Origin of the sequence: Sphingomonas cynarae (assembly GCF_039537815.1) — a bacterium.
Classification (GTDB): domain Bacteria; phylum Pseudomonadota; class Alphaproteobacteria; order Sphingomonadales; family Sphingomonadaceae; genus Sphingomonas; species Sphingomonas cynarae.
The window spans coordinates 367,038-385,542 of sequence record NZ_BAABBF010000002.1; the positions used below are offsets into that span (position 1 = coordinate 367,038).

An 18,505-nucleotide genomic window follows, 5' to 3' on the forward strand; every position below is an offset into this window, starting at 1 on the left:
TCCTTTGATACCATCCATGATAGGATAACCGCATGGCAGAATATACGCACGTGCTTGCTACTCCTCCCGAGGGCGTGGCGGCGGACTGGACGATCGACCAGCATTGGGACCGGTATTCGGCCGAGGACCATGCGACGTGGGACACGCTGTTCGCGCGGCAGGCGAAACTGCTGCCTGGCCGTGCCTCCGATGCCTGGCTGAAGGGGCTGGGCGTGCTGAAGCTCGATCGTCCCGGTATCCCCGATTTCCGCGCGCTCAGCGACCGGCTGATGGCGCTGACCGGGTGGCAGGTGGTGGCGGTGCCGGGGCTGGTACCGGACGACGTGTTCTTCGATCACATGGCCAATCGCCGCTTCGTCGCCGGCAACTTCATCCGCCGCCCCGATCAGCTAGACTATCTGGAGGAACCGGACGTCTTCCACGACGTGTTCGGTCATGTGCCGATGCTGGCCGATCCGGTCTTCGCCGACTATCTCGCCGCCTATGGCCGGGGCGGGCAGCGCGCGCTGGGGCTGGGCGCGCTGAAATATCTCAGCCGGCTCTATTGGTACACGGTCGAGTTCGGGCTGGTGGCGGAACCGGAGGGGCTGCGCATCTATGGCGCGGGGATCGTGTCCAGCTATTCGGAAAGCCGGTTCGCGCTGGACGATCTCAGCCCCGACCGGCTGATGCTCGATCTGGCCCGCGTCATGCGCACCGAATACCGGATCGACGATTTCCAGCAGAATTACTTCGTCATACCCAGCTTCGACGAACTGCTGCGCCTGACGGTCGAGACGGACTTCGCTCCCCTGTACGAGACGCTGAAGGCGCTGCCCGACATCCCCGTCGCGACGGTCGTGGAGGGGGATGTGGTGCTGAATCGCGGGACGCAGGATTATGCGCGCCGGAGGGACGGATAAAGGCAAGGGGCGAACGGCGGCTGACGGAAAGTCACGCCGAAAGTCACGAAAGTCCCATCCTACACGGGGTAAATGCGCCGGGCCTGCGATTTGACGATGCGGGACGGCGGCGATGAGAAAGAGCGATTCCGGCGGATGTAGCAGGGCCGCGGCATGTAGGACATGGACGACAGCCGCAAGGAGTCGGTCGCGGGCAAGGCAACCAGCGGCATGGATAATGCGATGAACCCGTTCGCGGCGTGACGGGGATGGCACCCTCCGCTCTCATCGTGAGCGACGTTCCTCGGGGGAAACGAGGCGTTCGAATGGAATGGCTACCTTCGCCCGATTGTGTTGAAAACCCCCACGAGGCAGATGGTGAGCATTAGCTGCGAAACCATTGGTTAACTGACCGTGCAAAAACGTAGCTAAATTGCGAGAGTATGGGCGCGCATTGCAACGGGATTGCACGGCATTGGCGAGGTTCAAACCTTGGCGGAGTTTTTCAACACAATCGCCCAATTGTTGCCGTTCAAGATACCACGGTGCATCCCGATTGCAGTCATAGATCGGTAGTGCCATCCTCGGGCTATGACGAACGAGCAAGAGCAGATCGCGCGCGACCAGTGGCAAACATCTCTCTACGAAGCGTCCTACCGCTACTCGGTCGCGCTGAAGGAACTTCACCAGACAAATCCGTGGCCTGACCACCCGGCACTTACGAGCGCAATCGATACGTTGGCGACCGAGCTATGGGACCGGAGTTTCCGCGCCAGCGACATTTCGGCGGCGTTTGAACGCGCCATTGCCGGGCTGCCTGCCTACACCGCAGGCGACGATATTCGTCCGTAGCTAGTGGCAAGCGCCCATAGACCGACGTTCAAAGATTGCCACCAGCCTGCCCATTGCGGACGTTCGTCAGGACGGGCAGGCTTGCCTGATGACTTGGAAACGGCTTGCTCTCGCGTCTTTGCTAGCGGTGATCGCTCTCCCGCCCAGCTTCTTACTACCAAAGCGATTTTGACTTGGTGGTACACGCGTCCCGACACCCACGGCGATGGACAGGTTGGCTTGTCGATATTCTACGGGAGTATCTGTCTTGCGATATTGTGCGGATTAGTGACGTTCGGGGCTGTTTTGAACGGACGCCGTCAACGGCCATAGCGGCCATTCCGTTTTCCACCAGCTTATGCCGTTCAGGGGCTCCCGAGACGACCGGATCGCCCGAAAGCCGACGGACCGTTATCGGACGGGAAAGCTGCCGGACGGCTAGCGCTCAGTTGCGGACACTCTCTCCCTAGGCGATGCTTCCGTGGTGCTAAGTCTTATCCTGCTGTTGTTGGCACTCATCGTGTGCAACATAATCTACTGTGGTCAGCGCATCATAGCGGACTGGAGGCGATTGCAACACGCCCAAGGCGCATGGGGCATGTTGGCGCTGTCCGGCGCACTCATTGCCTTGGTAGCGATCTTATGGGTGTTTCTCGGCAGTCTCGCCCATTATTAGCGAATGTCCGCTTCCCATCATCAACAGACCATCGACGGCAGGCTTGCGCCGCACCACGGGCAAAACCCGATCTTCACTGCGCTGCTGCCGCCATCGTGGATCATGAGACCGTAGCCCCCGTTCATTTCTGCCACGAAGCTATCCGGGCAATCTGACCGATCATCGTGAAGGGCGCAGGTCCGGTTCAGGTCGTCAGCCATTCGTTGGCAGCATGGGGTCGGGATCATGCTCTTATCTGGACTGCCACAGACGCTGCGGGCAACCTCTGCTTTCCACCAAACCCGGTCGCTAAATATCCAGCGCCCATCCGTCGCGCCCCTTCGGATCGAACGGGCCTGCCGGCACGAACCGTTCCGCGCCCGCCCGCAGCGTCAGGACGCTCCAGTCGTTGCGGCGGTCGGTGGTGAGGGGCGTGCAGCCACAGGCGGTATAGGCGGCCTCCACCGCGTCGCGCTGAACCTCCAGCAGGCCGGCAAGCAGGATCGTCGCGCCGGGCGCGGCGATGGCGGCGAGTTCGGGGGCCATCGACACGAGCGGGCCGGCGAGGATGTTGGCGATCACGAGGTCGTAGGGCGCCGCCGCCGTCACCGCATCGTCCAGCGTGCCGTCCGCGACGATCAGGTGCAGGCCGTCGACGCCATTGGCCGTCGCATTCTCACGCGTCACGTCGATCGCGACGGCGTCGATATCGGTCGCGACGATCGCGGCGTCCGGCCACAGATGCGACGCGGCGAAGGCGAGCAGGCCGGTGCCGGTGCCGATGTCGATGACCCGGTCGAAACGGCGACCCGCCTGCGCCATTCCGTCCAGTGCGGCGAGGCAGCCGCTGGTCGTCTCATGATGCCCCGTCCCGAACGCGCGGCCGGCGGCGATGTGCAGGCCGTGTGCGCCCTTGGGTACCGCCGCATCGCCGGTGTGGACGAAGAAGCGGCCCACATGCAGCGGGGCGAGACCCGCCTGGCTCATCGTCACCCAGTCCTCGTCGGGCAATCGCTCCACCGTCGGCCGGGCGGCAGTGGCGGGTGCCAGTGCTGCGATCGCGGCGATCGCGGCGGCATCGGGTTCGCGATCGAAATAGGCGTCGAGCCGCCATTGTTCGGCGTCGTCCAGCACTTCCTCGGTGGTCACCAGCGTCGGCATCGGATCGAGCGCAGGACCGTCGCCCGCGTCGATCGCCTCCGCCTCCGCGCGGGTGCAGGGCAAAGTGACCTTCCAGTTACCGGACATAGCTGGCGCCGTTCACGTCGAGCACCGCGCCGGTCATCGATGGCGGGGCGTCCAGTGCGAGGAAGCGGACTGCCGCAGCGACCTCGGCCGGTTCGGCGACGCGGCCCAGCGGGATATCCGCGAGCAGCCTGTCCCCGCCGCGGCTGGCGAGATAGTCGTCCGCCATGCCGGTCATGGTGAAGCCGGGACATACCGCAAAGGCGAGGATGCCGTCCTTCGCATAGGCGCGGGCGATCGTCTTGGTCATCGCGACCATTCCCGCCTTGGAGGCGGCATAATGCCAGTGCGCCGGGCTATCGCCCCGATAGGCGGCGCGGCTGGCGACGTTGACGATCCGTCCGGGCACACCGCGCGCTTGCCAGTGGAGAACGGCGAGGCGGCAGAGTTCGGCGGCGGCGGTCAGGTTGATCCGCATCGTCCGTTCCCAGCCGGCCAGCCAGTCGTCACCCTCCAGCGGATTGGCCTCGAACACGCCGGCATTGTTGACCAGCACGTCGATCGTGCCATCCGCCCGGTCCAGTGCGGCATCCCACAGCGCCGAACCCGCGCCCGGTTCGTCGAAATCGGCGGGAATGCCGCTGGCGGTGCCGTGGCCGATGACGATGCGGCCGGCATCGGTCAGCGTGGTGGCGATCGCCGCGCCGATGCCGCGGCTCGATCCGGTAAGAAGGATGGTCATGGCCACGTGCTGTAGCGTGACGGGCCGGGGGAGGCCATGTCGTTCCTCCCCTTACTCCCTCGATTCGCCGGCCAGGTATCGGCCGTCGGTCATGCCGCGACCTTGGCGGCGAAGTCGCCCGCGCTGGTCTTCAATGTGCTCAGCCGGCCATCGAGAGCATCGAAGCCGCGGCCGACGCCATCGATTTCGGAGGCGACCATTTCCGTATCCTTGCGGATCGCGGTGATCGTGCCGGACATCGAATCGGCGGCCAGCGCGGTTTCGTCGACCGCGGCGGTGATCGCGGTCACGGTCTGTGCCTGTGCCTCCATCGCGAAACGGATGCGTTCGGCGGATTCCTGCACCTCGGCGACGGTCGACTTGATCGAGGCGTTGGTTTCGACGGTCGAGCGGGTGGCGGACTGGATCGCGGCGATCTTGGCGGCGATGTCGTCGGTCGCCCGCGCGGTCTGGCTGGCCAGGCTCTTCACCTCCTGTGCCACCACCGCGAAGCCGCGGCCGGCATCGCCCGCGCGCGCTGCCTCGATCGTGGCGTTCAGGGCGAGCAGGTTGGTCTGGCCGGCGATGTCGCGGATCAGGCCGAGGATCGATTCGATCGACTTGGCATGATCGGACAGGGTTTCGGACATGCCGACCGCCTGTCCGGCCTGCGCACTGGCGCGGGTGGCGATCTCGGCGGCGGCCTCCACCTCGACGCGCGCATCCTCGATCGCGCGGATCAGGCCGGCGGCGGTCTGCGCCGCCTCGCGCATCGCGACGGCGGACTGTTCGGCGGCGGCGGCCACTTCGGATGCCTTGCCCAGCATCCCGCGCGCGAAGTTCGATGCCCGGTTGCTCTGGTCGCGCAGTTGCACGCCTTCGTGCATCGCGACATCCGTCGTGGCGGCGATGCTGTCGCGGAAATCGGAGGCGAGGCGATCCCGCGCGAACTGCGTCCGATGCGCCGCGAAGCCCGCGAACAATTCCACCGTCAATTCGGTTTCCATGCCGAACAGCCGCATCAGCACGTCGATATGGACCGGCAGCATCGGGTCGCCGGGCGGGACGTTGGCCAACAGCACCTTGAGCGCGGCACGGTCGCTGGCGCAGGACATCGCCAGCAGATCCATGGTGGACACATTGGCATGGCAAGCCGAAGCGACGGCGCGTTCCAGCGATTCGACCCAGGCAATGCCGGAGAGGTCGTTGAACCGGTCGCGCAGATACCGCATCCCGGCATCCATCCGACGGGATTGATCCATCGCGGTCCATTCCGGCGCGCCGGGATTGGCGAAGCGCCAATGCGCCCAATACGCCTCGACGATCTCATGAGCATTCGGTTCGATGACGGTCCATAGCGCGGCGGCGGCACGGACCAGCGATCGATCGGCGCCGTCGAATGCCCTGATCCGGGCCTGGATATCGATACCGGCCGCGATCGAGCCGGGGGTGGGGAAATCCATGACGCTGACGACTTTCCTGCTGAACGTACGATCATGCTAGGGCGCCCGAGTTAACACATGGTTAGGTACGGGCAGGTTTATGGCGCCCGGCCCCGCCCTTATGGTCGAGATACTTGCATCGCCGGCCCTCGCGCCTCATAGGCGCAGGCACCACCGTTCGGATCGAGGACCAGCCCTTTGGCATCGCGCAATCCTGCTCGCCCGCTTAGCCCGCACCTCCAGATATGGCGGTGGGGGCCGCATATGCTAGTGTCGATCCTGCACCGCGTCACCGGCAGCGGGATGGCGACCGTCGGCACGTTGCTGATGGTCTGGTGGCTGGCGGCGCTGGCGGGCGGCGCGGAAAGCTACGCCACCTTCCGCGACGTCTTCGCGACCGAATCCGGCGCGCTCAACATTCTGGGCGTGATCATCGGTATCGGTCTGACGCTGTCGTTGTTCCAGCACATGGCCACGGGCGTGCGCCACCTGTTCCTGGACATGGGCGCCGGTTACGAACTCCGGACCAACAAGCGCTGGGCGATGGCGACGATGTTCGTTTCGGTCACGCTGACCGCGCTGTTCTGGCTCTACATGGGGATGAAGTGATGCGTTCGGGCACCTCTCTCGGCCGCGTGCGTGGCCTCGGCTCCGCCAGGGAAGGCGCGCACCATTGGTGGTACCAGCGGCTGACCGCGGGATCGAACTTCCTGCTGATGCTGTGGCTGATCGTGTCGATCGCACGCCAGCCCGCCTATGACTACACGACGATGCGGATGTGGATGGAAAACGCCTGGGTCGCGATCCCGATGGCGTTGCTGATCCTGTCGGTCTTCTGGCATTTCCGCATGGGACTGCAGGTGGTGATCGAGGATTACCAGCACGACGAAAGCCGTATCGTGTTCATGGTCCTGCTGAACTTCTTCGTGGTGGCGACCGGTGGTGCCGCCCTCTTCTCCATCCTCAAGATCGCGCTCGGAGCCGCTGCCTGATGCCCGCCTCTTACAAGATCATCGACCACACCTATGACGCCGTCGTCGTGGGTGCGGGCGGTTCCGGCCTGCGCGCCACGATGGGCATCGCCGAGGCGGGTCTGAAGACCGCCTGCATCACCAAGGTGTTCCCGACCCGGTCGCACACGGTCGCGGCGCAGGGCGGCATCGCCGCCTCGCTCGGCAACAATTCGCCCGATCACTGGTCGTGGCACATGTACGATACCGTCAAGGGTTCCGACTGGCTCGGCGATCAGGACGCGATCGAGTATCTGTGTCGTGAAGCCCCGCAGGCCGTCTACGAGTTGGAACATGCCGGCGTGCCGTTCAGCCGCAACGACGACGGCACCATCTACCAGCGTCCGTTCGGTGGCCACATGCAGAACATGGGTGAAGGCCCGCCGGTGCAGCGTACCTGCGCCGCGGCCGACCGCACCGGTCACGCGATGCTCCACGCGCTGTATCAGCAGTCGCTGAAGTACGATGCCGACTTCTATGTCGAATATTTCGCGCTCGATCTCATCATGGAAAACGGCGTCTGCCGCGGCGTGATCGCGCTGTGCATGGAAGACGGGTCGATCCACCGGTTTCGCGCGCATAACGTCGTGCTGGCGACGGGCGGCTATGGTCGCTGCTATTTCTCCGCCACGTCCGCACATACCTGCACGGGTGACGGCAACGCGATGGTGCTGCGCGCCGGTCTGCCGTTGCAGGACATGGAGTTCGTGCAGTTCCATCCGACCGGCATCTACGGTGCGGGCGTGCTCATCACCGAGGGCGCGCGCGGCGAGGGCGGTTACCTGACCAATTCGGAAGGCGAGCGCTTCATGGAGCGCTATGCCCCCTCCGCCAAGGACCTCGCCAGCCGCGACGTGGTGTCGCGGTCGATGGCGATGGAGATGCGCGAAGGGCGCGGCGTCGGCCCGCACAAGGATCATATCTACCTGCATCTCGATCACATCGATCCCAAGGTGCTGGCCGAACGGCTGCCGGGCATCACCGAGACGGGGAAGATTTTTGCCGGCGTCGATCTGACGCGACAGGCGCTGCCCGTCACGCCGACCGTCCACTACAATATGGGCGGCATTCCGACCAATTATCACGGCGAGGTCGTGCGGCTGCGCGACGGTGATCCCGACAGCGTCGTCCCCGGCCTGTTCGCGGTGGGTGAGGCGGCTTGCGTCTCGGTGCACGGCGCCAACCGGCTCGGCTCCAATTCGCTGATCGATCTCGTGGTGTTCGGCCGTGCAACCGGCCTGCGCATCAAGGACCAGCTGAAGCCCGGCACGCCGCACAATCCCCTGCCCAAGGGGTCGGAAGAACTGGCGCTCAACCGTCTCGACACGTTCCGCAATGCCTCGGGGGCAACCCCGACCGCACAACTCCGGACCGAGATGCAGCGGACGATGCAGAAGCATTGCGCGGTGTTCCGCGACTCGGCGCTGTTGACCGAGGGCGTCAGCCAGATGGAGACGATCTATGCGGGGCTGCAGGACGTGGGCGTCAAGGATCGCTCGCTGATCTGGAACACCGATATGGTCGAGACGCTGGAACTCGATAATCTGATGGCGCAGGCATCGGTGACCATCAAGGCCGCCGAAAACCGCAAGGAATCGCGCGGCGCCCACATGCATGAGGACTTCCCGGAGCGCGACGACGCCAACTGGATGAAGCACACGCTGACGACGTTCGACGGCTGGGGCGGCAAGGGCGGCGGCGTGGCGATCGATTACCGGCCGGTCCACGACTACACGATGACCGACGACATCGAGTACATCAAGCCGAAGAAGCGGGTGTACTGAAGCGACCCGCCCTCCTCTTCCGTCGGAAGAGGAGGGCGGGTTGGTAAATCGCGGAAACGCGGGGGCGACATGCGATGCCTGCCGCCCCTCGTCCCGCAACGCTCGCCATGCTAGCGGGCCCCATGGCTGACAGCGAAACACCGGGCGACCTGATCGCGACCATGGGGCAAGGCGCTCGCGTCGCGGCACAGGATCTTGCGCGCTTGCCGACCGATACCAAGCGGCGTGGCCTCGAAGCAGCAGCGGCAGCAGTGCAGGCCGCGGCCGACGCGATCCTTGCCGCCAACGATCGTGACATGACGCGTGCCGCAGAGGCTGGATTGAGCGGTGCGCTGCTCGACCGGTTGCGCCTGGACCCCGCCCGACTGGCGGGAATGGTCGCCGGCATCGCCGCGGTCGCTGCGCTCGACGATCCGGTCGGGCGGGCGATCGATGAACGTACCCGACCCAATGGCCTGCACCTATCGCGGGTCCGCGTGCCGATCGGGGTGATCGGCATCGTCTATGAAAGTCGGCCGAACGTCACCGCCGACGCCGCCGCACTATGCGTGATGAGCGGCAATGCCGTGATCCTGCGCGGCGGATCGGAAGCGCGCGACAGCAATCGCGCGATCCATGCCGCCTTCGCTGCCGGGTTGGGCGAAGCCGGGTTGCCGCACGATGCGGTGCAACTGGTGCCGACGACCGATCGCGCGGCGGTGGGCGCGATGCTGGCGGCGGACGGGCTGATCGACCTGATCGTGCCGCGCGGTGGCAAGGGGCTGGTCGCGCGGGTACAGGCAGAGGCGCGGGTGCCGGTGCTGGCGCATCTCGACGGGATCAACCATGTTTTCGTCCATGCTTCCGCCGATCCGGCAATGGCGGTGGCGATCGTCGTCGACGCCAAGATGCGCCGTACCGGCGTGTGCGGTTCGATGGAGACGCTGCTGATCGATCGCACCTACCCGCAAGCGGCTACGTTGATCGCGGGGTTGCAGGCGGCGGGCTGCACCGTGCGCGGCGATGCCGGGGTGCGGGCGCTGGCCGACGTCGATCCGGCCGACGAGGCCGATTGGGATACCGAATATCTCGATGCAATCGCGTCGGTCGCGCTGGTCGACGGTGTCGACGGTGCGATCGCGCATATCGCCGCGCATGGATCGCATCATACCGATGCGATCGTCGCCACCGACCCAGACGTCGCGGAATGCTTTCTTGCCGAGGTCGACTCGGCGATCGTGCTGTGGAACGCCTCCACCCAGTTCGCCGATGGCGGCGAGTTCGGGCTGGGCGCAGAGATCGGCATCGCCACCGGCCGCCTTCACGCCCGCGGCCCCGTCGCGCTGGAAGGACTGACGACCTACAAATGGGTCGGCCGCGGCGCCGGGCAGGTGCGCGGTTGAAGTGGCTGGAGCGCGAGCATAGGTTGTTGGCATGAACGACATGGTTCCCGTCATTGCCCGTCTCGATGCGGTGACTTCCGCGCGGGTCGCCGCCGCGGCAGAGGCACGGGGCATTAGCGATGAGCAATATGTCGCAGAGGCGGTGAAGCGCATGGCGGACCTGGACGAAGGATATCGCTTGTTCATTCAGGCGGGAATCGACGCCGCCGATCGGGGGGATGTCGTTACCCAAGCCGAGATGGAAGTCTGGTTCGAACAGCGCATCGCTGCCCGCAATAACGCATGAGGTCTGTCGTCTGGACGACGCCCGCACAAGCCGATCTGGCTGAGATCGATGATCGGTATGGCGAGATCGCACCCGACTTCGCCGATCTTGTGGGCGGTGCCGCCCTTGCCGCGGGGAGATTCCTCGCGGAACATCCGGCTGCCGGTCCGTTGGTCGGGGAGTTCGGAATTCGCAAATGGCGGGTCAGGGGAACCGATTATATCCTGCTCTATCGGATCGTAGCGGCGGGAGTGGGGATCATCCGCGTCCGCCATGGCCGCGAAGACTGGCTATGACCCCGACTGGCCTGCTCGGCGGCAGTTTCAATCCGGCGCATCGTGGTCATCGCCGCGTGACGCTGGGCGTGAACCGCGCGCTGGGGCTGGACGAGACATGGTGGCTGGTGTCGCCGGGCAATCCGCTGAAACCTACCAGGGGCATGGCACCGCTCGCCGCGCGGCTGGCGTCGGCGCGGGCGATGGCGCGACGGGCGCCGATCCGGGCGACCGCGATCGAAACGCGGCTGGGGACACGCTATACCGTCGATACGATCCGCGCCCTGCAACGTCGTTACCCGAAACGGCGGTTCGTCTGGATCATGGGGGCGGACAATCTGGTACAGTTCCATCGCTGGCGTGACTGGCGCGGGATCGCGCGTGCGATCCCGATTGCGGTCGTCACGCGTCCGGGGTATGACGGACATGCCCTCGCGGCCCCCGCGATGGCCTGGCTGCGGCGCTATCGACGACCGCAGTCGGCCGCGAAACGATGGACGACGTGGAGTTTGCCGGCCATCGTGCTGATGCGCTTCCGCCCCGATCCGACGTCCGCCACCGGCCTTCGGGCCGGCGATCCCGACTGGCACATACGCCTCGGGCTGCACCCTTCAAGGAACTGACTTGGCCTCTACTCCCTCTGCCTCCCGCCCTTCGGCCCCGACGCCGTCCGACCCCGCCGAGGTGGAGGCGCTGCACCGGTTGATCCTGGCATCGCTGGACGACGATCAGGCGGTCGAAACCGTCTCCGTCCCGCTCGCCGGCAAATCGACGATCGCGGATTACATGGTGATCGCCAGCGGTCGTTCGACCCGGCAGGTCGCCTCGATGGCGGCGAAGCTGACCGAGCGGATCAAGGCGGAGTTCCGCCGCCCCTGCCGGGTGGAAGGGTTGCCGACCGCCGACTGGGTGCTGATCGACGCGGGCGACATCATCGTCCACCTGTTCCGGCCGGAGGTTCGTTCCTTCTACAATTTGGAGCGGATGTGGTCGTTCGGCGATGCGCCGGCGCCCGACGCGCCGATGCCGGCGGGCACGCCCCGCAGCTGAACCGGTGCTGCTGCACATCGTCGCGCGCGGTCGCATCGCCCGCTCGCCCGAAGCGGAACTGGTCGATCGCTATCTGAAGCGGATCGCCTGGCCGACGCGGGTCACCGAACTGCCGGATACCGGCGGTCGTGAGCCGGTACCGGTGGCACAGGGTCGGCGCATCCTGCTCGACGAGAAGGGTGAGATACTGGGATCGGTCGCCTTTGCCGAGCGACTCGGTCGCTGGCGTGATGACGGCGTGCGCGAAGCGCGGTTCCTGCTCGGCGCAGCAGACGGGTTCGACGACGGAGCACGGGCGGGGGCCGATCTGCTGCTGTCGTTCGGGCGCGCCACCTGGCCGCATCTGCTGGCGCGTGCGATGCTGGCGGAACAGCTGTTCCGCGCCACCAGCATCCTCGCCAACCATCCCTATCACCGCGAAGGATGACGGCGCGGGCGATCGGTGTCGTGGCGATGGCGCTGCTGTGCGGTGCCAGCCTGCCCGCCGCTCCGCCGATGCCGGTCGACCGACCCGACGTGGTGGCGATCGCAGGGCTGCTGGCCACCATGCAGGCGGCAGGGCGACCGCCGGTGATCGCCATGCTGGTCCAGCCGGGATCGATCGACGACCTGATCCATCTGCGCGCGGTACTGGCAGGGTTGCGGCCCGAACTAACATCCCGCCTTGCCCGGCTTCGTCATCGCAGCGTGACGAATCCTTCGGACGCCAGGCAGGATGATCGTGCCGCTTCCGTCTATCGCCTGCCGGTGACGGGGCAACTCGTTACCGGCTTCGGCACGCTGTCGCAGGCGGGGGTGCGATCACGCGGCCTGACCTTCGCGGTGGCACCGGGTTCGCCGGTGGTGGCACCCGCAGGGGGCGTCGTCCGTTATGCGCAGGCGTTTCGCGGCTATGGCGGCACGGTGATCGTCGATCACGGCGCGGGGTGGACCAGTGTGCTGACCGGGCTCGGCACGCTGGCGGTGCGGCCGGGCAGTCGGGTAAGTGGCGGAGCGGCGATCGGCACCGCGCGCCGGGGCGGCAGGCCGCACGTCACCGTCGAACTCCGCCGTCGGGGCGAGCCGGTCGATGCGGCGGCGCTGATCCACTGATCCTTCTCCCCGTTTCAGCCGCGGTTCACGATCAGCGTGCTTTGACGGGGGCGGGATTGCCGCTACGATGGCGGGATTGCCGTTTTGCCGTCAGGGTTTTCCGATGCGTCGTCCGCTTCTTACCGCCACTGCGATCGTTGCGGCGCTTGCCGTCATTCCACCTGCGGCGATGGCGGCGGCGGATACCGATACCTATCGCGAATTCGATCAGTTCCTCGACGTGTTCCAGCGGATCAAGGCGAACTATGTCGACAAGGTCGATGACAAGACCCTGATCAAGGGCGCGATCGACGGGATGCTCGCCTCGCTGGACCCCCATTCGGTGTACGAGACCGGGATCGAGTACGACAATCTGCGGATCATGACCGACGGTGCCTATGGTGGCCTGGGCCTGACGGTGGGGATGGACGATGGCGCGGTGAAGGTGATCGCGCCGCAGGAGGATGCGCCCGGCGACCGTGCCGGGGTGAAGGCGGGTGACCTGATCCTGCGCATCAACGGCGAACTCGCCTATGGCCTGACGCTGGACCAGGCGGTGACCAAGATGCGCGGCGCGCCGGGCAGCAAGATCACGCTGTCGTTGGTCCGCGCGGGCCGCGACAAGCCGATCGACGTGACGATGGTACGCGAACGCATCGTGCAGAAACCGGTGAAGTGGGAAGTGCGCGGCGACGTCGGCTATATCAACATCAACACCTTCTCGAAGGATACCGGGACCGAGACGCGCGCCGCGATTGCTGCGATCCGGCAATCGCTGGGCCATGCGCCGCTCGGTTATGTCGTCGATCTGCGCAACAATGGCGGTGGCCTGTTGCAGGAGGCGATCGCGGTGTCCGACCTGTTCCTGGAACGGGGCGAGATCGTGTCGCAGCGCGGGCGCGGGAACGATATCGACCGTTATTATGCCGAAAGCATGTTCCCCGGCGATGCGGCGAAGGGCCTGCCCGTCGTGGTGCTGACCGATGCCGGCACGGCGTCTGCGTCGGAGATCGTCGCGGGCGCGTTGCAGGACCATCACCGTGCGGTGGTGATGGGCGAGCGCAGCTTCGGCAAGGGATCGGTCCAGTCGGTGATCGAACTGGGGCCGCAGCGCGCGTTGAAGATCACCACCGCGCGCTATTACACCCCCTCTGGTCATTCGGTGCAGGAAGGCGGCATCGAACCCGACATCCGCGTGCCGCAGCTGTCCGATCCCGATTACAAGGATCGGCCGGTGGTGCGCGAAGCGGATTTGCGCCGCCACCTGCTCAACGAGGCGAAGCTGGATAACGGCGCGCTGGAGGAGGACAGCAAGGAAGACCCCCGCTTCACCGCCACCGCCGACGGCCTGAAGAAGCAGGGCGTCGAGGACTTCCAGCTCAATTACGCGCTCAAGACGGTGGCACGGCTCGGCGGTCCGGCACAGGTCGCCGCCGCGACGAGGCCGGTGGTGAAGCCGGTCGCGAAGTAAGCGCATGACCCGGCCCTCTGCTGCCCATCTGATCGCGTTCCTGCTGCCCGCCACGCTGTTGGCAGGGGTGTGGGGCGCGCAATTGCTGGGCGGGCTGTACCCGTGCGAAATGTGCCACTGGCAGCGCTGGCCGCACTATGCCGCGCTGGTGCTGGCCGGGCTGGGTTTCTTCGTGCCGGCGGGACGCGGGCGAACGGCGCTGGTCGTGCTGGCCGCATTGGCGATCGGGGTATCGGGAGCGATCGGGGTCGCCCATGCCGGGGTCGAATATGGCTGGTGGCCGGGTTTCACCGCCTGCACCTCGACGATCGACTTCACCGGGCTCGACCCGTCGCAGCGTCTGGCTGCGATCATGCGCGCCCCGCTGATCCGGTGCGACCGCGCGCCGTGGACGCTGGCGGGCATCTCGCTCGCCGGGTTCAATGCCATCTTATCCTTGGGCGGGGCCATCACCATCTTGGTGCTGATGATGCGGAGGACGACACGATGAGCGGCTGGAAGCCCGGTGACCGGCGTGAAGCCACCGATGCGATGATCCGCGTCGATCAGGCGGGCGAATATGGCGCGATCCGTATCTATGCGGGGCAACTGGCGGTGCTGGGCGACCGGCATCCCGCTTCGCGCGCGATCCACCACATGGCCGCGCAGGAACAACGGCATCGTGCGTTCTTCGACCGGATGATCGTGGAGCGCGGCGTGCGGCCGACGCTGTTCCAGCCGCTGTGGAAAGTCGCGGGTTTTGCGCTTGGCGCGGCCACCGCCGCGCTTGGCCCCGATGCGGCGATGGCCTGCACCGCCGCGGTCGAGACGGAGATCGACAAGCATTATGCGCAGCAACTGGTCGATCTGGGCGACAGCGATCCCGAACTGACCGAGGCGATCGCCGACTTTCAGGCCGAGGAACTGGAACACCGCGACCATGCATTGGCGGCAGGAGCGGAGAATGCATTCGGCTATCCGATCCTCAGCGGCGTGATCCGGCTGGGCTGCAAGGTCGCCATCGCCGCCGCCAAGCGGATTTGAGGGGGTTAGGGGAGTGATGACGATGAGGATGGCGTTCACCCTGCTGCTGGCCGTGGCCTTGCCCGGCCCGCTGGCGGCCCAGACCGCGATACCCGGCGTGCAGACCGTGTCGGCACAGGCGGCGCTACCGGGCGCGGAGCGCCCCCGTTCGGTGCAGCAGCAGTCGGGCACCGGACGCGGCGCGCCGGTGAATGGCGTTCTCGTCCTCTACGGCAACGAGCGTTGCCCGACCAATAACGACGGTGACGAGATCGTGGTGTGCGAACGCCGTTCCGCGGAAGAACAGTTCCGCGTCCCCAAGGAATTGCGCAATTTCGAGATCACGCCCCAGAACCAGAGCTGGGCCGCGCGCGCGCAGGGCGTGATGGACACCGGCAGCGGCGTCAACACCATCGGCAGTTGCTCGACGGTCGGGGCGGGCGGCGCCACCGGCTGCTTCGCGCAACAGGCCCGCGCGGCCCGTGCCGAACGCAAGGCGCGGCAGGCGGACGAGCGCGCCATACCGTAAGCGCAGTTACCCCGTCCCGGACATCCTACCGGCGGACGGTGAGCATCGCGCGCCGGCCAGCATCGCCAGTAGCGGGGCCGGATCGACCGTGCCATTTTCCTCGACCTGGGTGTCGAGGCGCAGCCTGAGCGGCAACATGCCGCAGCGGCGCTCGGCGATCAGTGTCACCGCATCGCCGCCGGACCCGCCGTCCTCCTGCGTCAGGCCATAGCGGATCGCGTCGGTGCCGGTGCCATGCGCCCGGTCCAGCCGGATCGGTGATGCGCCGCCTGCTGCGGTCAGCGTCAACTCGTACAGGCGGCGGGTCTGCTCCACCCCTGCACGGCGTATCGTCACGCCACCGGGAATGCCGCCTGCTTCCAGACCGTCCGGGATCGCGACGGTCACGACGCCATTGCCGATGATGGCATCCGCGCTTCGCGTTATGCCTTCCGCTCCATTGCAGGCCGCCAATAGCAGGGCGGGTATCATCAGTCGGGTAGCGTGGTGCATCGGAATACCCCGTCGCTCTTCATGTCCATCTGTGCCTCGTACACGAAATCGTCCCGGTCGGGCGACCGGCGATCGTCCCAGGCCCGCCAGATATGTTCCGACCCCGGTGCCCGGATATGGTCGATCGGCCATTCCGCCGATGGACGCGGCCAGCCCCCGTCATCAACCTGCGGCCAGGCAAGGATGCTCCCTCCCTCGGTCCGGGGTGCCACCTGGTCCGTCCAGTCGTATGACCGCCATGCGACGATATGATCGCTGACGATCGTCATCATCCCGGAGGACGGCATGGATGCCAGGGGGGCAATCGATCGCGGTCGATCGCGATCGATCGAAAATCCGTGGGCACGACATTGGCAACACCATGTCTGCGCGGCATGACCTGCACCCGTGACCCCCGCCCGATCGATCCCGCTCCTCCTGTTCGTGCTCGTCTGGCTGTCGACCGGCTGGTTCGGATCGTGGGAGGGTAACCCCAACAACGCCACCCGCCTGTTCGCCGCGATCGAGCTGGTCGAACGAGGCGATGCGCGCATCGACGACTGGGCACCGCTGACGATCGACAAGGCGGTGTTCGACGGCCATGTCTATCTGGACAAGGCGCCGGGCATGACGCTGCTGGCGCTCCCCGCCGTGGCGCTGGCGGATGCGGTGACGGGCGATCGGGCGACGGGGATCGTCAGGTCGGTCGGTGATACCCGGCTCGACCGGTTCCTGAAACTGCGATTGAGACTAGCCGCGATCACCGTGCCGGCGTTGCTCACCGCGATCGCGGCGGTGCTACTCTACGATCTCGGGCTGGCGTTGACCGGCCGTGCGGCGGCGGGGCTGGTCGCCGCGCTCGGTTATGCGCTGGGGTCGCCGATCTGGGGGCTGTCGACGACGATCATGGGTCATGCCGCCGTGGCCGCGCTGTTCGTGATCGCGGTCTGGGCGCTGGCCCGCGCGGCCACACAAGGACGTGGGGTGCCGGCGCTGCTCGGTGGGGCGGCACTGGGCTATGCCGTGGTGGTGGAATATCAGGCCGTGCTGGCCGGCAGCGCCATCGCCCTGTGGGCCGTGTGGCGATTGCGGGGGCATCCCGATCGGGTTCGCCTGCTCGGGTTGGCGGCGGCGGGCGGGATCGCGGGGTTGATGCCGCTGCTTGCCTATAACCTGATCGCCTTCGGCACGCCGTTCCGCATCGGCTATGCCGGGGTGCAGGGGTTCGAGGGGATGCAGCAGGGCTTGTTCGGGCTGGGCATGCCGCGCCTGTTCGTCCTGTTCGAGATCGTGTTCGGTGATCGACGCGGTCTGGTCTGGGTCGCGCCGATACTGGTGCTGGCGATGCCCGGCCTCGTTTGGCTGGCGGAGGATCGGCGCGGCAAAGACATCGGCCTTGTCGCCATCGCGGTGGTCATGGTCGGGCTGCTCGTCAACGCCGCCTATGTCTATTGGGACGGGGGCAACGCTACCGGGCCGCGCCACGCGATGGCGATGGCGGGGCTGTTCGCGCTTGGCCTCGCGCCGTTCTGGTCGAGGCTGCGCCACGGGTGGCAGCGGATGGCGACCGTCGGGTTGCTCGGTCTATCGATAGCGATCAATCTGATGATCGCGGCGGCGGAGATCTTCGCGCCGCCCGAATACCGTTTCCCGCTATGGAGCGCGGTGTACGACCTGCGTTTCCGGCACGGCGATCTGCGCACCATTCCCAGCGACTGGTGGGGATGGACGACATGGCATGGATTGTGGCTCTATCTCGGCCTCGCGCTGCCCTTGCTGGCGCTACTGATCGCGCAGGTCCGCCAGCAGGAAGTCAGGCGCGGTTCTTCCTGATCCCGCGCACGCGGTGCCAGACGTACAGGCCGATCAGCGCGACCAGCACCAGCCCGATCGCCAGATCGGCCTGGTGGAACGCCGCTTTCAGGCGCGGATCGCTGTTCCACTGGTCGCCCAGCTTCATGCCCACCCAGGCAAGCGCGAGGCAGAACGGCCATGATCCGATGAAGGTATAGAGGTGGAACGGCACCAGCGGCATCCGCGCCACGCCGGCGGGAAACGCGATGAAGGTGCGGATCACCGGCAGCAGCCGCCCGACCAGCACTGCCAGATTGCCCCAGCGCGCGAAGAACCGGTCGGCGGCGTCGAGTTCGTCCGCACCGATCAGCAGATACCGGCCCCATCGCTCCGCCATCGGCCGGCCGCCGCGCTTGCCCACCTCATAGGCGACGATCGAGCCGAGATTGCACCCCAGCGCCCCCGCCGTCGCCGCCAGGAACAGGTCGAACCGCCCGGTCGATACCAGATACCCCGCGAAGGGCATGATGATCTCCGACGGCAGCGGGATGCAGGCGCTTTCGATCGCCATCAGCAGCGCGATGCCGACATAGCCCCCGGACGAGATCACCCAGATCGTGAAGCCGGCGAGCGTGGCGATGATCTTTTCGAACATGGGCGCGGGGCTTGGCCGATGCGGCCCCGCC

Annotated in this window: 24 protein-coding genes; 17 read left to right on the forward strand and 7 right to left on the reverse strand. The window is 66.4% G+C overall.

What is annotated here, in order from left to right:
- The first annotated feature begins 32 nt into the window (after positions 1-32).
- Together phhA and ABD719_RS05015 are read left to right on the forward strand one after the other, a co-directional pair.
- Positions 33-902, forward strand: coding sequence for a phenylalanine 4-monooxygenase (gene phhA, locus ABD719_RS05010; RefSeq protein WP_344692283.1), 870 nt, complete (start codon positions 33-35; stop codon positions 900-902).
- A 570-nt stretch (positions 903-1,472) separates the two neighbouring features.
- On the forward strand, positions 1,473-1,733 hold the full coding sequence (locus ABD719_RS05015; protein ID WP_344692284.1) for a hypothetical protein: 261 nt from the start codon (positions 1,473-1,475) through the stop codon (positions 1,731-1,733).
- A 675-nt stretch (positions 1,734-2,408) separates the two neighbouring features.
- Here the strand turns inward: ABD719_RS05015 and ABD719_RS18675 are convergent.
- The 4 genes from ABD719_RS18675 to ABD719_RS05030 all read right to left on the reverse strand — a co-directional run bounded on the left by ABD719_RS18675 (position 2,409) and on the right by ABD719_RS05030 (position 5,736).
- Positions 2,409-2,615, reverse strand: coding sequence for a DUF6980 family protein (locus ABD719_RS18675; RefSeq protein WP_425567109.1), 207 nt, complete (start codon positions 2,613-2,615; stop codon positions 2,409-2,411).
- Between the two features lie 61 nt (positions 2,616-2,676).
- Positions 2,677-3,615, reverse strand: coding sequence for a 50S ribosomal protein L11 methyltransferase (locus ABD719_RS05020; RefSeq protein WP_344692285.1), 939 nt, complete (start codon positions 3,613-3,615; stop codon positions 2,677-2,679).
- A complete protein-coding gene (locus ABD719_RS05025) occupies positions 3,605-4,294 on the reverse strand; it encodes an SDR family NAD(P)-dependent oxidoreductase (RefSeq protein ID WP_344692286.1) in 690 nt (229 codons plus the stop codon). The genes ABD719_RS05020 and ABD719_RS05025 overlap by 11 nt, the downstream gene beginning before the upstream one ends.
- 89 nt (positions 4,295-4,383) lie before the next feature.
- Positions 4,384-5,736, reverse strand: coding sequence for a methyl-accepting chemotaxis protein (locus ABD719_RS05030; RefSeq protein WP_344692287.1), 1,353 nt, complete (start codon positions 5,734-5,736; stop codon positions 4,384-4,386).
- A gap of 177 nt (positions 5,737-5,913) precedes the next feature.
- Here ABD719_RS05030 and sdhC point away from each other — a divergent pair, with 177 nt between their 5' ends.
- The 14 genes from sdhC (at position 5,914) to ABD719_RS05100 (ending at position 15,554) form a co-directional block, all read left to right on the forward strand.
- Positions 5,914-6,324, forward strand: coding sequence for a succinate dehydrogenase, cytochrome b556 subunit (gene sdhC, locus ABD719_RS05035; protein ID WP_344692288.1), 411 nt, complete (start codon positions 5,914-5,916; stop codon positions 6,322-6,324).
- Entirely contained in the window at positions 6,324-6,707 is a 384-nt protein-coding gene (gene sdhD / locus ABD719_RS05040; protein WP_344692290.1) for a succinate dehydrogenase, hydrophobic membrane anchor protein, read from the forward strand. The genes sdhC and sdhD overlap by 1 nt, the downstream gene beginning before the upstream one ends.
- A complete protein-coding gene (sdhA, locus tag ABD719_RS05045) occupies positions 6,707-8,509 on the forward strand; it encodes a succinate dehydrogenase flavoprotein subunit (protein ID WP_344692291.1) in 1,803 nt (600 codons plus the stop codon). The genes sdhD and sdhA overlap by 1 nt, the downstream gene beginning before the upstream one ends.
- A 122-nt stretch (positions 8,510-8,631) precedes the next feature.
- Positions 8,632-9,891 carry a glutamate-5-semialdehyde dehydrogenase gene (locus ABD719_RS05050; RefSeq protein ID WP_344692292.1) on the forward strand — a complete coding sequence of 420 codons (1,260 nt, stop codon included), beginning with the start codon at positions 8,632-8,634 and terminating at the stop codon, positions 9,889-9,891.
- Positions 9,892-9,922: 31 nt separating this feature from the next.
- Positions 9,923-10,177, forward strand: coding sequence for a hypothetical protein (locus ABD719_RS05055; protein ID WP_344692293.1), 255 nt, complete (start codon positions 9,923-9,925; stop codon positions 10,175-10,177).
- Complete coding sequence (locus ABD719_RS05060; RefSeq protein WP_344692294.1) at positions 10,174-10,452, forward strand: type II toxin-antitoxin system RelE/ParE family toxin; 279 nt, start codon at positions 10,174-10,176, stop codon at positions 10,450-10,452. Before ABD719_RS05055 ends, ABD719_RS05060 begins: the two co-directional genes overlap by 4 nt.
- Positions 10,449-11,054, forward strand: coding sequence for a nicotinate-nucleotide adenylyltransferase (locus ABD719_RS05065; protein WP_344692295.1), 606 nt, complete (start codon positions 10,449-10,451; stop codon positions 11,052-11,054). Before ABD719_RS05060 ends, ABD719_RS05065 begins: the two co-directional genes overlap by 4 nt.
- A gap of 61 nt (positions 11,055-11,115) precedes the next feature.
- A complete protein-coding gene (rsfS, locus tag ABD719_RS05070; protein WP_192129220.1) occupies positions 11,116-11,481 on the forward strand; it encodes a ribosome silencing factor in 366 nt (121 codons plus the stop codon).
- 4 nt (positions 11,482-11,485) lie between these two features.
- On the forward strand, positions 11,486-11,908 hold the full coding sequence (locus ABD719_RS05075) for a 23S rRNA (pseudouridine(1915)-N(3))-methyltransferase RlmH (protein WP_344692296.1): 423 nt from the start codon (positions 11,486-11,488) through the stop codon (positions 11,906-11,908).
- The gene (locus ABD719_RS05080; RefSeq protein ID WP_344692297.1) at positions 11,905-12,573 is read left to right on the forward strand and encodes a murein hydrolase activator EnvC family protein; all 669 of its coding nucleotides are present in this window, start codon (positions 11,905-11,907) and stop codon (positions 12,571-12,573) included. Before ABD719_RS05075 ends, ABD719_RS05080 begins: the two co-directional genes overlap by 4 nt.
- A gap of 103 nt (positions 12,574-12,676) precedes the next feature.
- A complete protein-coding gene (locus ABD719_RS05085; protein ID WP_344692298.1) occupies positions 12,677-14,023 on the forward strand; it encodes a S41 family peptidase in 1,347 nt (448 codons plus the stop codon).
- Between the two features lie 4 nt (positions 14,024-14,027).
- Positions 14,028-14,513 (forward strand): disulfide bond formation protein B, encoded by a 486-nt coding sequence (locus tag ABD719_RS05090; protein WP_344692299.1) that lies wholly within the window; start codon positions 14,028-14,030, stop codon positions 14,511-14,513.
- Entirely contained in the window at positions 14,510-15,046 is a 537-nt protein-coding gene (locus ABD719_RS05095; RefSeq protein WP_344692301.1) for a demethoxyubiquinone hydroxylase family protein, read from the forward strand. The genes ABD719_RS05090 and ABD719_RS05095 overlap by 4 nt, the downstream gene beginning before the upstream one ends.
- A 22-nt stretch (positions 15,047-15,068) precedes the next feature.
- Positions 15,069-15,554, forward strand: a complete 486-nt coding sequence (locus ABD719_RS05100) for a hypothetical protein (protein ID WP_344692302.1) — start codon at positions 15,069-15,071, stop codon at positions 15,552-15,554.
- A gap of 6 nt (positions 15,555-15,560) precedes the next feature.
- Here the strand turns inward: ABD719_RS05100 and ABD719_RS05105 are convergent, their stop codons facing one another.
- Together ABD719_RS05105 and ABD719_RS05110 are read right to left on the reverse strand one after the other, a co-directional pair.
- A complete protein-coding gene (locus ABD719_RS05105) occupies positions 15,561-15,941 on the reverse strand; it encodes a Tsi3 family protein (RefSeq protein WP_344692303.1) in 381 nt (126 codons plus the stop codon).
- Positions 15,942-16,024: 83 nt separating this feature from the next.
- On the reverse strand, positions 16,025-16,315 hold the full coding sequence (locus ABD719_RS05110; RefSeq protein WP_344692304.1) for a hypothetical protein: 291 nt from the start codon (positions 16,313-16,315) through the stop codon (positions 16,025-16,027).
- Positions 16,316-16,433: 118 nt separating this feature from the next.
- Between ABD719_RS05110 and ABD719_RS05115 the strand changes: the two genes are divergently transcribed.
- Complete coding sequence (locus tag ABD719_RS05115; RefSeq protein WP_344692305.1) at positions 16,434-17,858, forward strand: glycosyltransferase family 39 protein; 1,425 nt, start codon at positions 16,434-16,436, stop codon at positions 17,856-17,858.
- On the opposite strand, the gene ABD719_RS05120 is transcribed toward ABD719_RS05115, so the two are convergent.
- Positions 17,839-18,474 (reverse strand): DedA family protein, encoded by a 636-nt coding sequence (locus tag ABD719_RS05120; RefSeq protein ID WP_192129160.1) that lies wholly within the window; start codon positions 18,472-18,474, stop codon positions 17,839-17,841. The genes ABD719_RS05115 and ABD719_RS05120 overlap by 20 nt on opposite strands.
- Positions 18,475-18,505: the final 31 nt, after the last annotated feature.

Bases quoted from the DNA above. Each gene is read 5' to 3' on its own strand.
- ABD719_RS05090 (WP_344692299.1), top strand. From the start codon at position 14,028: ATGACCCGGCCCTCTGCTGCCCATCTGATCGCGTTCCTGCTGCCCGCC.
- ABD719_RS05060 (WP_344692294.1), top strand. From the start codon at position 10,174: ATGAGGTCTGTCGTCTGGACGACGCCCGCACAAGCCGATCTGGCTGAG.
- sdhA (WP_344692291.1), top strand. From the start codon at position 6,707: ATGCCCGCCTCTTACAAGATCATCGACCACACCTATGACGCCGTCGTC.
- ABD719_RS05085 (WP_344692298.1), top strand. From the start codon at position 12,677: ATGCGTCGTCCGCTTCTTACCGCCACTGCGATCGTTGCGGCGCTTGCC.
- ABD719_RS05020 (WP_344692285.1), bottom strand. From the start codon at position 3,615: ATGTCCGGTAACTGGAAGGTCACTTTGCCCTGCACCCGCGCGGAGGCG.
- ABD719_RS05025 (WP_344692286.1), bottom strand. From the start codon at position 4,294: ATGACCATCCTTCTTACCGGATCGAGCCGCGGCATCGGCGCGGCGATC.
- phhA (WP_344692283.1), top strand. From the start codon at position 33: ATGGCAGAATATACGCACGTGCTTGCTACTCCTCCCGAGGGCGTGGCG.
- ABD719_RS05015 (WP_344692284.1), top strand. From the start codon at position 1,473: ATGACGAACGAGCAAGAGCAGATCGCGCGCGACCAGTGGCAAACATCT.
- ABD719_RS05030 (WP_344692287.1), bottom strand. From the start codon at position 5,736: ATGGATTTCCCCACCCCCGGCTCGATCGCGGCCGGTATCGATATCCAG.
- ABD719_RS05100 (WP_344692302.1), top strand. From the start codon at position 15,069: ATGAGGATGGCGTTCACCCTGCTGCTGGCCGTGGCCTTGCCCGGCCCG.
- ABD719_RS05055 (WP_344692293.1), top strand. From the start codon at position 9,923: ATGAACGACATGGTTCCCGTCATTGCCCGTCTCGATGCGGTGACTTCC.
- ABD719_RS05120 (WP_192129160.1), bottom strand. From the start codon at position 18,474: ATGTTCGAAAAGATCATCGCCACGCTCGCCGGCTTCACGATCTGGGTG.
- ABD719_RS05080 (WP_344692297.1), top strand. From the start codon at position 11,905: ATGACGGCGCGGGCGATCGGTGTCGTGGCGATGGCGCTGCTGTGCGGT.
- ABD719_RS05110 (WP_344692304.1), bottom strand. From the start codon at position 16,315: ATGACGATCGTCAGCGATCATATCGTCGCATGGCGGTCATACGACTGG.
- ABD719_RS05065 (WP_344692295.1), top strand. From the start codon at position 10,449: ATGACCCCGACTGGCCTGCTCGGCGGCAGTTTCAATCCGGCGCATCGT.
- ABD719_RS18675 (WP_425567109.1), bottom strand. From the start codon at position 2,615: ATGATCCCGACCCCATGCTGCCAACGAATGGCTGACGACCTGAACCGG.
- ABD719_RS05095 (WP_344692301.1), top strand. From the start codon at position 14,510: ATGAGCGGCTGGAAGCCCGGTGACCGGCGTGAAGCCACCGATGCGATG.
- sdhD (WP_344692290.1), top strand. From the start codon at position 6,324: ATGCGTTCGGGCACCTCTCTCGGCCGCGTGCGTGGCCTCGGCTCCGCC.
- ABD719_RS05050 (WP_344692292.1), top strand. From the start codon at position 8,632: ATGGCTGACAGCGAAACACCGGGCGACCTGATCGCGACCATGGGGCAA.